Origin of the sequence: Metamycoplasma neophronis (assembly GCF_006491995.1) — a bacterium.
GTDB classification, from domain to species: domain Bacteria; phylum Bacillota_I; class Bacilli_A; order Mycoplasmatales; family Metamycoplasmataceae; genus Metamycoplasma; species Metamycoplasma neophronis.
The window spans coordinates 21,001-34,582 of record NZ_VHHP01000006.1 but is presented as its reverse complement, the minus strand read 5'-3'; the positions used below and the strand labels follow the sequence as shown (position 1 = coordinate 34,582).

13 protein-coding genes and 8 tRNA genes are annotated in these 13,582 nt (G+C 27.3%); 20 read left to right on the top strand and 1 reads right to left on the bottom strand.

All coding sequences use genetic code 4. The features are described 5' to 3' along the window. From FJR74_RS08050 to FJR74_RS08025, 16 genes are all read left to right on the top strand, one after another. A partial coding sequence (locus FJR74_RS08050; RefSeq protein WP_170178331.1) for an MAG4530 family protein occupies positions 1–937 on the top strand: 937 nt, incomplete at its 5' end. After that, positions 924–1,811, top strand: a complete 888-nt coding sequence (locus FJR74_RS08045) for a hypothetical protein (RefSeq protein WP_140914972.1) — start codon at positions 924–926, stop codon at positions 1,809–1,811. The genes FJR74_RS08050 and FJR74_RS08045, both read left to right, overlap by 14 nt. 1 nt (position 1,812) lies before the next feature. After that, positions 1,813–3,060 carry a hypothetical protein gene (locus FJR74_RS08040; RefSeq protein ID WP_140914971.1) on the top strand — a complete coding sequence of 416 codons (1,248 nt, stop codon included), beginning with the start codon at positions 1,813–1,815 and terminating at the stop codon, positions 3,058–3,060. Positions 3,061–3,212: 152 nt separating this feature from the next. Beyond that, positions 3,213–3,998: a tRNA1(Val) (adenine(37)-N6)-methyltransferase gene (locus FJR74_RS08035; protein WP_140914970.1), complete on the top strand. Its 786-nt coding sequence runs from the start codon at positions 3,213–3,215 to the stop codon at positions 3,996–3,998. 1 nt (position 3,999) lies between these two features. Next, positions 4,000–5,550 (top strand): methionine--tRNA ligase, encoded by a 1,551-nt coding sequence (metG, locus tag FJR74_RS08030; RefSeq protein ID WP_140914969.1) that lies wholly within the window; start codon positions 4,000–4,002, stop codon positions 5,548–5,550. A gap of 175 nt (positions 5,551–5,725) precedes the next feature. After that, positions 5,726–6,061, top strand: coding sequence for a hypothetical protein (locus FJR74_RS02515; RefSeq protein ID WP_140914968.1), 336 nt, complete (start codon positions 5,726–5,728; stop codon positions 6,059–6,061). Between the two features lie 67 nt (positions 6,062–6,128). Next, entirely contained in the window at positions 6,129–7,397 is a 1,269-nt protein-coding gene (obgE, locus tag FJR74_RS02510; RefSeq protein ID WP_140914967.1) for a GTPase ObgE, read from the top strand. A gap of 80 nt (positions 7,398–7,477) precedes the next feature. Continuing rightward, positions 7,478–7,554: transfer RNA gene (locus tag FJR74_RS02505), tRNA-Pro, on the top strand. Positions 7,555–7,558: 4 nt separating this feature from the next. Further along, positions 7,559–7,635 (top strand) — tRNA-Ala (locus FJR74_RS02500). Positions 7,636–7,639: 4 nt separating this feature from the next. Beyond that, a tRNA-Met gene (locus tag FJR74_RS02495) sits at positions 7,640–7,716 on the top strand. Between the two features lie 28 nt (positions 7,717–7,744). Next, positions 7,745–7,820: transfer RNA gene (locus tag FJR74_RS02490), tRNA-Ile, on the top strand. 2 nt (positions 7,821–7,822) lie between these two features. Next, a tRNA-Ser gene (locus FJR74_RS02485) sits at positions 7,823–7,913 on the top strand. Positions 7,914–7,916: 3 nt separating this feature from the next. Next, positions 7,917–7,992: transfer RNA gene (locus tag FJR74_RS02480), tRNA-Met, on the top strand. 1 nt (position 7,993) lies between these two features. Beyond that, positions 7,994–8,070 (top strand) — tRNA-Asp (locus tag FJR74_RS02475). 1 nt (position 8,071) lies between these two features. After that, a tRNA-Phe gene (locus FJR74_RS02470) sits at positions 8,072–8,147 on the top strand. Positions 8,148–8,301: 154 nt separating this feature from the next. Then, positions 8,302–9,120 (top strand): PQ-loop domain-containing transporter, encoded by an 819-nt coding sequence (locus FJR74_RS08025; RefSeq protein ID WP_211333934.1) that lies wholly within the window; start codon positions 8,302–8,304, stop codon positions 9,118–9,120. 54 nt (positions 9,121–9,174) lie between these two features. On the opposite strand, the gene FJR74_RS02460 is transcribed toward FJR74_RS08025, so the two are convergent. After that, positions 9,175–9,519, bottom strand: a complete 345-nt coding sequence (locus FJR74_RS02460; RefSeq protein ID WP_140914966.1) for a YigZ family protein — start codon at positions 9,517–9,519, stop codon at positions 9,175–9,177. Between the two features lie 40 nt (positions 9,520–9,559). Between FJR74_RS02460 and FJR74_RS02455 the strand changes: the two genes are divergently transcribed. The 4 genes from FJR74_RS02455 (at position 9,560) to FJR74_RS02440 (ending at position 13,208) form a co-directional block, all read left to right on the top strand. Beyond that, the gene (locus FJR74_RS02455; RefSeq protein ID WP_140914965.1) at positions 9,560–10,459 is read left to right on the top strand and encodes an RluA family pseudouridine synthase; all 900 of its coding nucleotides are present in this window, start codon (positions 9,560–9,562) and stop codon (positions 10,457–10,459) included. 60 nt (positions 10,460–10,519) lie between these two features. Continuing rightward, on the top strand, positions 10,520–11,497 hold the full coding sequence (locus FJR74_RS08020; protein WP_140914964.1) for a hypothetical protein: 978 nt from the start codon (positions 10,520–10,522) through the stop codon (positions 11,495–11,497). Beyond that, positions 11,497–12,594, top strand: coding sequence for a hypothetical protein (locus tag FJR74_RS02445; RefSeq protein WP_140914963.1), 1,098 nt, complete (start codon positions 11,497–11,499; stop codon positions 12,592–12,594). Before FJR74_RS08020 ends, FJR74_RS02445 begins: the two co-directional genes overlap by 1 nt. 257 nt (positions 12,595–12,851) lie before the next feature. After that, on the top strand, positions 12,852–13,208 hold the full coding sequence (locus FJR74_RS02440; protein ID WP_140914962.1) for a hypothetical protein: 357 nt from the start codon (positions 12,852–12,854) through the stop codon (positions 13,206–13,208). Positions 13,209–13,582 lie beyond the last annotated feature (374 nt).

Here is a 13,582-nt window from a genome sequence, read left to right as displayed (position 1 = left end):
TAATGAAATAAATAGTTTATTTATATCATCTAAGCATATTTTTAGCTTTATTACTAAAAATAAAATAAATTCTCAATTTATAATACAAGGTAGTTGTGCATTGGCACTGAATGATAAAAAATTTTGAAGAAAAATTAACGACATAGATGTATTAAATAATAATATCGATCCAAAAATTGAAATTAAAAATAGTAAGTTGATAACTGATTTTATAAATTATCAAAAATTTGAATTAAATGAATATGTTATAGAATATTTGAAGACTAAGGTAGTACCTGATAAATATGTGAAAAATAAAGATAATATTTACTTTGTTAATGTTTATTGACAAATTGCTATGAAAATTTCCCAATTGATACAACTATTAATTGACAGTAATCAAAATAAACTAAAAATAAATAATACAATTACGGATTTGGCTTGACTATATTATTTTCATAATGATTTTTTTTCAAGTTATAAAAATATTAGAACGGCTTTTAGGACTTTGATATTGTCAAATTTCTATTTTGCTTATTTTGTTAAATATAAGGATAGATGTATTGATAATATAGAATTGATAAAAAGAAAATTAGAAAATTTTATAAATAACGATTACTCTTATAAGTTTAAATTTAAACACTTTTGTACTTTTTTATTAAAAGACTACTTTTTAGATTTTATGTTTGATGACTATACGACCAATTTGATTCGGTCTTGTAATGATTTATTAAATGAAAAAGAAAAAATTTGAAAAAAAATTTTAGAAGCAGATTTAAATAATGAACTCAATAGCTTAATAATTAATAATGTTATTTATAAAGATAATTTTTGAATTAATTGGTCAGAAGAATTCATAAGTATAGCTCAAGCGTTAATGTTTAACGCTAAGGATGTTAGAATATTTTTAAATAAAGAAATTATAAAAAAAATGGAGTGTAATAATGGTAATAGTTAATATTTCTGAAATAAACAATGATATTGAAAAGATATTTGAGATAATTGAAAAGTCGAAAAAAGCTTATGTTGAAAAAGATTTCAATACTTTAAAAAAAATATTTAAGGAAGTGGAACAACTAAAAAATACTAAAGAAGAATCTAATTTTTTAAACTTAAAAGAAAGCAAAGAAAAATCAAATGATTATTTTAAATTTTCAATTTCGAAAGATGGTATAAATACATTTCAAAACAGAACTTATACTAAAAAAACTAGTCGTGCTAGTACCAGAAGTTCAAATGCAATAAATTATCCATACGATAAACCTATAACATGAGAGGATATAATTGTTGCTTTGGAAGAGTTAAAAAATGATAAACCAAAATCATGAGATTCTTCAAATAATTATTTAACAGATGAAGAATGAAAAGACCTTGAAGAATATATGTCATCGGAAATAGAGTGATATACAAATAGAATTAAAAAGTGAAATAATGAATATAAAGATTATGTTAAATGATTGGACGATGCTTTTCCTGGCTATGAATATACAGGCACTATTTTAGATATTCCTGTTGCCGCTAAGGATGTGATTAATGGAATCATTAAAATAGCCGGGTTTTTTGAAGACACGGTTAAAGATATAAATGAAAATGTTAGAAGAATATTACCTTATATGTATCAGGAATTAGAAGCAATAAAAGAAAGAAAAAATATTTGATATATAAGGGCTCTTGCGCATCATACACATAAATATATAAATAAATATATACATAACATAACATATACTTGGACAAATAAACACCAAAACAAATTTATAAATAAGTTAAAAGTATTAATAAAAATTAGTCAACAAAGATTTTTAGAAAGTTTAAAAAATAATATTAAATACTAATATGAAAAAAAACAAATTAAATGAAATTTTAAAATTAGCTAGGAACGAAATTTATCCAATTAAAGGGTTAAAAGCGATTGCTCGTTCTTATGTTATTTGATCTATATTTGCCTTCTTTTTCTTGGGTTCATTTTTTGGAACTTATTTTGCAACAATAAACAAATTAGAAATTAAATACATACTAATCTACTGTTTTTGCTATATAAGTTTATGAACCACACTTTTAGTTTTAACATTCTTAAGAATTTATTCAAGAGAAAAGGCAATATATTACTTTGATTATGATCTTTATAGATCGATTAAATTTATAAGATTAAACTTTAAAATAAGATTAGCTTTTGATTATTTAAAAGAAGTTGATGAACAACTTTTAACCCTTAAAAAAACTGAATTTTCATCTTCAAAAGAAAAGTTATTTTACAGTTTTTTTGATAATTTTAATATTGATGGTCTAAAACATATTTTTGATAGACATTTCGAAGCAAAAAAGCAATCTATTAATAAAATAATGATTTGAAAAATATTATTAAATGAATTTAATTTAAGAAGAGTGACATATGATGCTTTGGCTATATTTATATCTAAAAACCAATCATTTATAAAAAACTGAATAAATAAAAATATAAAAATCGAAAAAGAAATAAATTTTAAAGATGTAAGTTTATTAAATGATGAGTTATATTCTGTATTTATATTATTCAAAAATAAGGAAGCCTTAATACAAGATAAGAACAATAAAGAAGCTAAAAAAGGTTATTTAATTAATTTATTTACGTCAATACTTTCATTTTTATGATACGCAAGTTTAGTTTTTGCAATGACATCAGCATTAGCTTTTGAAAAAGAAGCGCCTTCATTTTTAATAAGATATAAAGAAAGTTTTAATGATGCGTTTACGTTTCTAACTTTGGTTTGTTATGCATTATTAATTTTATGTAACACATTCATCATATATAGTTTCATATTTAATGTAAAAAACCATAAATTTGATAAAAAAAATTTAATTTTTTCTTCAATTTCTTTGGCAATTATTTTAATTGTTTCCGTATTTGCAATTTTTTGAAATGAATACACAGCATACTATGCTTACGAAAAAGACTATTTTTTACTTAAAATATTATTAATGGTTGCAACAGTGCTTTTTGGTTTTTATGCATCAATTGTCTTATTTATTCCAAATATTTCATTATGTTTAAGATTTAAACAAGACAGAAGAATCACAAAAGCTCAGTTAATAAATATTATCTAAATAAAGGGAAACTTTACTTTTAAGTTAATTAAAATAAAGTTTCTTTTTTATTATTACTATTTAATGAATTTGCTCATTGATTTTGTTTTTTTAAAGGCAAAATATTGCTTAAAAAAATATATAATTTTTTATATTACTTAAGAAAGGCTAACATGAAAAAAGGAATTATAAAAAACAACTTAGGGTATTCAGGTGATTTATTTGTTTATCAAGATAAAGAAATGTTTAATTACTCAGTTGATACGATTTTATTAGGTAATTTCGTAGCCATTAATCGTAATGTTAAAAATATTTTGGAAGTTGGAACAAATAACGGCGCACTCTCAATTTTCATGACATCACGGTCAAAAAAAATTAAAGTTGACGCTATAGAAATTCAACCTAGAGCAGTAGAGTTAGCTAAGCAAAATGTAATTTTAAATAAAATGGAAGATCAGATCAATATTATCGAAGGTGATTTTAAACTTTGAGCTAAAGAATATGCTTATAAATGTGGCAATAAATTAGCTAAAAAATATGATAGTATTGTTGCTAATCCGCCATATTATAATGAAGAATTTAATCAAATCCGGATGTCGGGGACACATGAACAAAAATTAGCAACCCATGAAATTAATTTGAACTTAGAACAATTGATTTCATTATCATCTAAGATAATCGAACAAAAAGGTTATTTAACTGTTGTATTACCAATGGCACGTTATATTGATTTAATTTGCTTAATGCGTCAATATAAATTTGAACCAAAACGTGTGCAAATCGTGTATACCAGAGTTAATAGTCTGCCTAAATTTTGTTTAGTGGAAGCTAGATTTAATTCAGGTTGAGGAACTTTTTTTGAACCAAATATATATTTACATAATGATGACCCCAAAGATCATAGTTATCGCGAAGAGGTTAGAAAACTATATAGCCCAATAAAAGCTAAAGGAGAATAACATGAATAAAAAAACATTTTATATTACAACCCCAATATATTATCCAAGTGGTAATTTACACATTGGCCATTTACTTACCACAACATTAGCATGAGTTTATACAAACTATAAAAAACAAAGAGGTTATGATACTTTATTTAGCACCGGAATTGATGAACACGGACAAAAGATCCAAAAGAAAGCTGAAGAAGCTAAAATGGATCCTCAAGCTTATGTTGATATGCAAGCAAATAAATTTAAAAACCTTTGAGAGTTATTAGACATTGAATATAACGTGTTTAGTCGTACTACTAATAAAGAGCACGAAAAAGCCGTTGCTTTAATATTTAATAAAATGAAAGAAAAAGGTTTTATTTACAAAGCAAAATATGAAGGTTTATATTCAATCTCAGATGAAGAATTTTTAACTCCCACACAAGCTATTTTAAAAGATAATAAATACTATCATCCCGTATCGGGGCAACAATTACAAGAAGTCGAAGAAGAAAGCTATTTTTTCAATATGTCTAAATTCACTCCTTGAATCAGATCATATTTTGAAAACAACCCAGATTTTCTAACAAACCGTGCAACCGAAAAAGAGTTATTGAATAACTTTATTGACAAGGGGTTAGAAGATTTATCAGTAACACGTGTTTCGTTTGATTGAGGTATTAAAGTTTATAACGCCGATGATAGCCGTCAACACGTGATTTATGTTTGACTAGACGCCTTATTTAGTTATTTAACTGGCCTAGGATATTTATCTGATAATCAAAGTGATTACGAAAAATTCTGATTAAATGGAAATGAAAGAGTACATGTTTTAGCTAAAGAAATCAGTCGTTTCCACGCAATTTACTGACCAATATTTTTAAACTCATTAGACTTGAATTTGCCAACTAAAGAAGTGATTCACTCATGAATTATTACTCCAGAGGGGAAAATGTCTAAATCAAAAGGAAATGTGGTTGACCCAATTCCCCTAATTCAAACATACGGAGCCGAAGAAATTAAATATTTTTTTACATCGCAAGTAAATATCGATAATGATTTTACCTTTAGTTATGATTTATTAATTAATGTTCTAAATGCTGATTTATCAAATAATTTTGGTAATTTATTAAATAGAACTGTTAAAATGGTAAATCAATCTTTTATTAATGGTGTACATTTTGATGAAGAAAACTTACATCAAATTGACAAAAATATTTTAAAAGAAATTGATTTAGTTTATCAAGATTATTGTCTTGCTCTTGACAATTTTAGAGCAGATAAAGCTTTAAAAAGAACTATAGAATTTTCTAAGCATTTAAATGAATATATTGATAAAAACGAACCCTGAAAGTTAAAAGATAATTTAGAACGTTTGAATGTTGTTTTAAATACTTTATTGCAAGGAATATATGCAATAACTTTTATGTTGAGCATTGTTATGCCTAAAAAAACTTCTAAAATATTTAATTTTTTAAATCAAGATATAATTTCGCCAACGGCCTTAAATGATTATAAAAAGTTTGATAATAAAGTTTTAGATGTCAAAGAAATTCTGTTTCCAAGAATTAAGAATTAAAATATTCATTTTGGTATTTTAAAAATGTATTATTTTAAAAATGATAAAAAAATTTCCGAATTAATATCTTAAACGTGCACTTTTTTAAATTATTATAAATTTTATTGATGTATAATAGTATTGTAAAAATTAATAATAAATAACAATTAATATAAATAAAAAAAGAGGTACTAATATGTCATGTAACAAAGAAAGTAAATGTTGTTGTAAAAAAACTTTAGAAAACGTATCATGTCCTATTAAAAGGGCAGAATTAGAAAAAGAAATGCAAGCAGGAAACTGTATTTGTGCTCATGAAGAAAAACCTTCATGCTCAATGAAAGAAGAAGCTTGCGGTATGGAAACTAAATCTTCATGCTCAATGAAAGAAGAAGGATCTTGCTCAATGAAAAAAGAAGATTCAGAAGAAAAATGCAATTGTGAAATTAACTTAGAAGAAGTTAAATGTCCAATTAAACGCGCTGAACTTGAAAAAAAAATTAAAGAACAAAACTGCAACTGCAAAAAATAATAAAAAACTAGCAAAACAGTTGCTAGTTTTTTATTTTTTAAATTTTTAAATTGGTAAAATTTAATATATGAAATTTATAGATGAAGTTAATATTTATGTTCAAGCCGGCAAAGGCGGCGATGGAATAATAAGTTTTAGAAGAGAAGCTAACGTTGATAAAGGTGGACCAGACGGCGGTGATGGCGGTAATGGGGGAAATATATATTTTCAAGGCGATCCCGGACAAAATACACTATTACCTTTTTATTATCAAAATAAAATTATTGCCGAACCAGGAGAAAATGGTAAACCTAAAAACGCTTTTGGCGCCGATGGGAAAGATTTGGTTGTCAAAGTTCCTTTGGGAACAATGGTATATTTAAATAACACTTTAATAGCCGATATAGTTAATGAAGAAAAATATTTAATTGCAAAAGGTGGAAAAGGCGGAAAGGGTAATCCTAGATTTAAATCAAGCCGCAATACTGCACCGAGATTGTGCGAAAATGGAACCCCTGGGCAAAAATTTGATTTACACTTAGTTTTAAAAGTTTTGGCCGACGTTGGTTTTGTTGGTAAGCCTAGTGCTGGCAAAAGTTCATTGTTATCACAAATTAGTAATGCTAAACCAAAAATCGCTGATTATGATTTTACAACTTTAGTTCCGCAATTAGGTTTAGTAAAATATTATGATAATAGTTATGTTGTAGCAGATTTACCAGGTTTAATTGAAAATGCTCATGAAGGTCGTGGTTTGGGAATTCAATTCCTAAAACATATTGAACGTTGTAAAGTAATTGCTCATATTATTGATTTCGGCTCAGCTGAAAAAGACCCAATTGAAGATTATCGTATCATAAATAACGAGTTAAAAAGTTACAATTTAAAACTTGAAAAATTACCTCAAGTTGTGATTGCTAATAAAGACGATTTAGAGGCTTTTAATGAACATAAAGAAAAATTCTTGGAAGTATATCCAGATATTCAATTAATTGATTATTCTGCGATATTTGAAGATAATTTAGACCAAATTAAAGCCGCTTTATGACAAGCTTTAGAAAAGGCTCGTAAGGATAACGATCAAGAACCAGAAGAAAAAGAAGTTGTTGTTATTAAGTTAAATAAAGAACCAATTGAAATTACTAGATTAAATGGGGATACTTGAGAAATCAGCGGAGACGATGTTTTTGAAATATATGATAAAATTCCGGTAATTTCGCTTGATAATTTATGAAGATTTAATGCCAAATTAAAAGCTCTAGGAGTCTTTGAATTAATTCGGAATTCAGGAGTTAACGATGGCGATACAATTAAAATTCGTGATTATGAGTTCGTTTGAAATGCGGAAGAATTTTAAATAAAAAAATAATAAAAATTTTTAAAACTTTTCAAAAAATTTATATATAATAATAAAGCATTCGTTATTAAATGTAGTGTGGAGAAGTAGCTCAGCTTGGTAGAGCACTTGACTTGGGCTCAAGCGGTCGCAGGTTCGAATCCTGTCTTCTTCACCATTATGGGGGGGTAGCTCACCTGGCCAGAGCGCCTGCCTTGCACGCAGGAGGTAGAGGGTTCGAGTCCCTTCCTCTCCACCATTATGGCACTGTAGCTCAGTTGGTTAGAGCGTCCGGTTCATACCCGGAAGGTCAAGAGTTCGACTCTCTTCGGTGCTACCATATGTTTTATAAGCCTGACGGGCTACACGGACCCATAGCTCAATGGTTAGAGCAACCGGCTCATAACCGGTCGGTTACAGGTTCGAGTCCTGTTGGGTCCACCAATGGGCAATTACCCAAGAGGCTGAAGGGAGCAGTCTTGAAAACTGCCAGGGGCTTCACGGCCCGCGGGGGTTCAAATCCCTCATTGCCCGCCATATAGCGGAGTAGAGCAGTCGGCAGCTCGTTGGGCTCATAACCCAAAGGTCATTGGTTCGAATCCAATCTCCGCAACCACGGTCCAGTGGTAAAGTGGTTTAATACGCTTCCCTGTCACGGAAGAGATCGCGGGTTCAATTCCCGTCTGGACCGCCATGGCTCTGTAGCTCAGTTGGTAGAGCAACGGACTGAAGCTCCGTGTGTCGCTGGTTCGATTCCTGCCGGAGCCACCATTTCAGAAATGACTAACACCTTATGGTGTTTTTTTATTTTTTAAAAATATTTATAGAATTTTCGAAACACAATGTTTCAAATAAATGTTAATTTTTCACATTATCTTCAATACTTTTATATTTTTTTAAAAATATAAAGTATAATTTTGGCGTTATGGAAATTGCTATTCAAATATTTGGAGCACTTGGCGCATTGACTACAATTAGTCTTGGATTTCCTCAATTAATTAGATTGCGTAAAACTAAAGACTCTGGGAAAGTTAATTTCGCTTCATTCTGAATCTTTTTTGTAGGTATCATAGCATGACTTATATTTGGAGTATTTAACTCAAACGAAAGCGGTTGATATGTATTTATTGCTAACTTTGTTTGTTTAACTATTTACTCATTTACTATGTTCTATTTATACTACTACTATAAAGACAGAAAAAAAGGACAATTAAGAAATGCAGTAATTGGTATTATCATTGGTGATTTTATTGCGCTAGCACTTTTTGGAGTATTTGTTGTCACTGTTTATCAAAAAATTAATTTTGGATTATTTTATCCAATTGAAAATGGTTTGATTCCCACATTTAATAAAAGCGCGTCTTTAGCAGTGGGACTAATAACACCAACATTTACTACCTTGGCCTTTATGCCACAGTTAATCATTTCATTTAAAACAAAAAACTTTAAAGGATTAACACCATGAATGCCTATGTTGTTTTTAATTAACAATAGTTGATGAATTTTATTTTTCGTATTAAATATCGTAAATGCTAAAAATTCGATCGACCCTAATGCATTGGCTGGTATGCCAAGCTTTATTGGTGGTTTAGTATGACAAGTTATTTCTACTATTGTTTATAGTTTACAATTCGGTTTTATCTTGGCTTATGAAAGAAAAGAAAAAAAATTGCAAAATAAAAACAAAAATAGTGATGGTTCAATGAATAATACTGAAGCATTAGCTCCAACCCCAACTATATAAAATTCAAATCTATATTTCAAAAATTAAAATCTCTCACGCGCAGCACGAGAGATTTTAATTTTTGAAAAGTAAAGCAGCCGCCTTAGTAAATGCTCGAGCTAGACCGCCTGAACCAAGTTTAATCCCGCCAAAGAACCGAACGACAAATATTGCCTTATTTTCGATTTTTTTAATTTCTAAAATATTTAAAATATGACGACCTCCGCAGGGTTCGCCATCATTATCAAAGCCGCCACATAAAACATTTTTTTCATTACGATAAATGTATGCCGAAACATAATGTGCTGCTTTTGGATATTCTTTTTTTAAATAAGCATATATTTTTTTGACATCACTTTTATCTTGAATGTCAAAAATAAATGGCAAAAATTTAGATTTTTTAATTTCTATAATTTCCATATAGTTTATTATAAACTATAAATTTGTTATAATTTAGCATATGCTAAAACTAATTGCGAAATATGCAGATCGTATTGATAAATACATTGCAAATAATAGTGAAATTACTCGTAATGACATCCAAACATTAATTGAAGAAGGAGCAGTTTTTGTTAATGGGATTAAAGTCAATAAAAATAAATATGTCGTAAAAGAAAACGATGAAATTGAAGTTATTAAATTGATCGACAAACAAACTAAAGTGGAAGGTCAAAATATTGATTTAGATATTGTTTATGAATGTGATGATTATTTAATCATCAATAAATCATCGGGTATGGTGGTTCACCCTGCTCCGGGACATCGTGATAATACATTAGTTAATGCTTTAATGTATCACTTTAAAAATAATTTAAGTAATGTTAATGGCTTATTAAGAATGGGTGTTGTACATCGTATCGACAAAGATACTAGTGGTTTATTAGTAATAGCTAAAAACAATAAATCGCACAATTACTTCGCTTCTTTATTAAAAAATCACGAAATTCAAAGAACTTATTATGCAATTGTTGATGGAAGAATTCCAAATAAGATTTTACATTTAGATTTACCAATTGGGCGCGACAGTAAAAATCGTCAAAAATTTGCGGTCACTGAACAAAATTCAAAGAACGCATATACAATTGTTGAGGTGCTAAAATACTTAACAGTTAATGGACAGGAAAAAACTTTGGTAAAGTGTAATTTAAAAACTGGAAGAACTCATCAAATTAGAGTGCACTTAAATTACATTAAACATCCAGTCTACGCTGACCCAATCTACAACAAAAAAATTGATGATTTCAATCAAAGATTGCATGCTCAAGAACTTCAATTCATAGATATGAATGGCAATTTAATGCGCTTTGAAGCAAAAATGCCAGATATTATGGCTCAAGAAGTCAAAAATGAAATTAAATAATTAAAATATTGATATTTAAATATAAAATATTTATATTGAAATAAAAACGTAGGAGGTTATATGCATCAAATAGATTTTAGTAAATACAATTCTGTTGAACAATTATATGAAGAAAAGAAAAAAACATATTCTATATGATTTATCTTATTTACAATCTTTTTTGCGCTTATTGTTGTTCTTCAAGTTGCTACTTTGATTGAATATGCAGTAAATAAAGCAAATTATATTGGACACTATGCACAAGAAATACCAGAAGCTACGACTGTACAAATTAACAATGCTTACTATTCAAGTGTTTCAACATTTGCAGTATTAGTTTGTTTAACGGTAGGAATTTTCATATGACATGTCTTTTCTTTGGCAAAGGCGACAACTAAAAAAGATTATTCACTATATTCTTTTATTCTTTCACAAATATATTTATTAGTAATTATTTTCCAAATTATTACGATTATTTTCTCAGGGCTTTCATATTTCAAAATAAACTCATGAGATATTAACAAGATTTTAAGATTAACATCAACAATTTTATTTATTGTTGTCTATTTCGCAATATTTTTACAATGCAGTAAAATTATAAAAATTTTTAGATATCTAAAAGTTGATATTATGCAAAGAAATATACAAACAGACCCATATTTCCAAATGTTTTCAAATTTCATGAACGGAAATTTTGGTCAATTTAATGCAGCTAATAATTCAGAGGTTCAAAATCAAAACCCAGTAACAAATGATGATGCTGTCGAAGCTGCTATTGTTTCCGAAGCTTTACCAAATAAAAGTAGTTACCGTGCTAAATTAGAGTTATTAGATCACGAACAATTAACCAAAATGGCCGAAAAGCTAAATATTTTTGGTGCTAAGGACTTGACTAAAGATCAATTGATCGAAAAAATCTCAACAATATTCGAAGAAAAAATTGTGAAAAACATTAATAAAGAAGATCACAAACTAGATGACAAAACTAAAAAAGAAGATTTAAAAAACAAAAATGAAGAAGATGAAAATGCTTCTGATGATGATAAAGGTGAAAATTAATGATTAATTTTGCAAATAATACTACTGCTGCTCAACCAGCAAAAGGCAATCAATTTCTTATTTATACTTTGTTAGGAATTGTATTTTTCATTATTGCACTGTATATGGCGACAAGATTTATAATCAATTTTAAAAGAAGTATTAAGAAAACTAAGGATTTATTGGGAGAAGACCTAAGAATTAAATATGTGCAAGGCTTCAACATTAAAAGTAATGCTACAATAAATTACATTATTATTAATATAATTTTCTTGGCCGTTGCAATAATCGGAGCAGTTTTAATTCCTAAAGTTCTTAAAAATCCTGATATTAAAGTTCATTATGAAGCATTTTTTGTAGCATTGTTGGTAATCGCTTTATTGTCAATTATTGTTATTAATGCTACTGTTTTAGCCATTTATTTAGTTTCGTTCAACTATGCTCAATATAAACATAATAAAAAAGATATTTCTTTAGAATTGACTTCTTTAAAAAATGCCAAAAAGCATTTAACATATGAGTATCCGGAAGAAATTAAATTAGACATCAAAAAGATGGAGGAGGGAAATCCTTTGGCTCCTCGCGTATTGGCTCACTTTGTATCTTTTTATAACAAAATGCACAAAAAAGATATTATGCGTCAATACAAAGAATTTTTAAATCAAAAATTCAAAATCGAATATTTTGCCGAATCTTTAGGTTTTATTGAAGAACAACAAGCCAAAGAAGCGCTTATCTTAGGGATTGATAAAGATTTAACAAATTCAAAAGCACTGACAAAAATCGAAAAAGAAATTCAGTGAATGGATAAGATGGATAAAAAAGTTAAAATTATCAAAGAAACTGAGAATATTTCGACAATGGATAAAAAAGAATTCAACAAAAAATATGAAGAATATTTGTATACAGTTCGTTCACAAGATCCAATGTATCAACAAACTCAAAAAAATGGTTGATTAACATACCGCGATGGCGATATTGAAGATCTATTTTATAACCCTACATCGACAGTTATTTACAGTATTGACAATGGTCAAACCGTCATGGAAAAAGAATTACCAGAATTTTTAAAAGAGTATAAAAAAATGCTTGAAGCAAAATTTTTTGCTAACAAATAATTAATTAGTCTTGCTATGTTTAGCAAGATTTTTTATTATAATTAAATTAAATAAAAGGAATATTATTAGCTTTGCCAGTCACAATTATAATGCCAATAGTTGTTGTAGCGTGTAACCCAATTAAAGAAATAAAATATAAGACATTTTCATTGATTAAAAATTCATTGTTAGACTTAATGGGCGACCTTGATAATTATTTTAAAAATTAAGATGATCCAGATATTCAAAAACTAATTAGTGAAGTTAAAGAAACGTTTGTGAAGTTGAGAGAAAGTAAAATAAATGATCTAAATACTCCGGAGCAATTTATTAATGACCTCGAAATTAAGGTTAATGATTTTATTAATAGATATATAAAAATAAAAGATGAAAAAATTAATTTAATCATTAATTATTATCAAGAAATAAATAACGCTATGAATTATGCAACTAATGAATTATCGGAAAAAAAATATTATGATATTGCGAATAGTTTAATAAATAATATAAAATCACTTGATAGACCAAATATGCAGATGGCTTCTCAAAATATTATTCTTAATAAAGAAAAAATTAAAATATTTTTAAACGAAGCAAAAACATCAAAAGCTAATATCGATAATGAAGAAAAATAATTTTGAACCTAAAATGTAATTTGATTATTTTTTTTAAAAATAGAGAATAAAAAATTCATATTCAAAATTAGTTTTCTATTTTATGTTTTAAATTATTTATTACATTTTAGTTTTGAAAAAAATAAAAAATTATATGTTAATTTAATAAAACCACTTTATCACAGTAAAGCATATATCTTATTTTTAATTACCCAATTTTATTATTATTAACTTATAAATTTTGCTTAAACAACATGCAAAAACATCGAATAGAAAGATAATATAAACAAAAATAAATAGTATTAATAATTACAATTTTTCAATAAATTGAGATTTTTTTTATAAAGTAAAGTTAAATTCATCAGCAATAAAGCATTTTATATCAACTATATGTT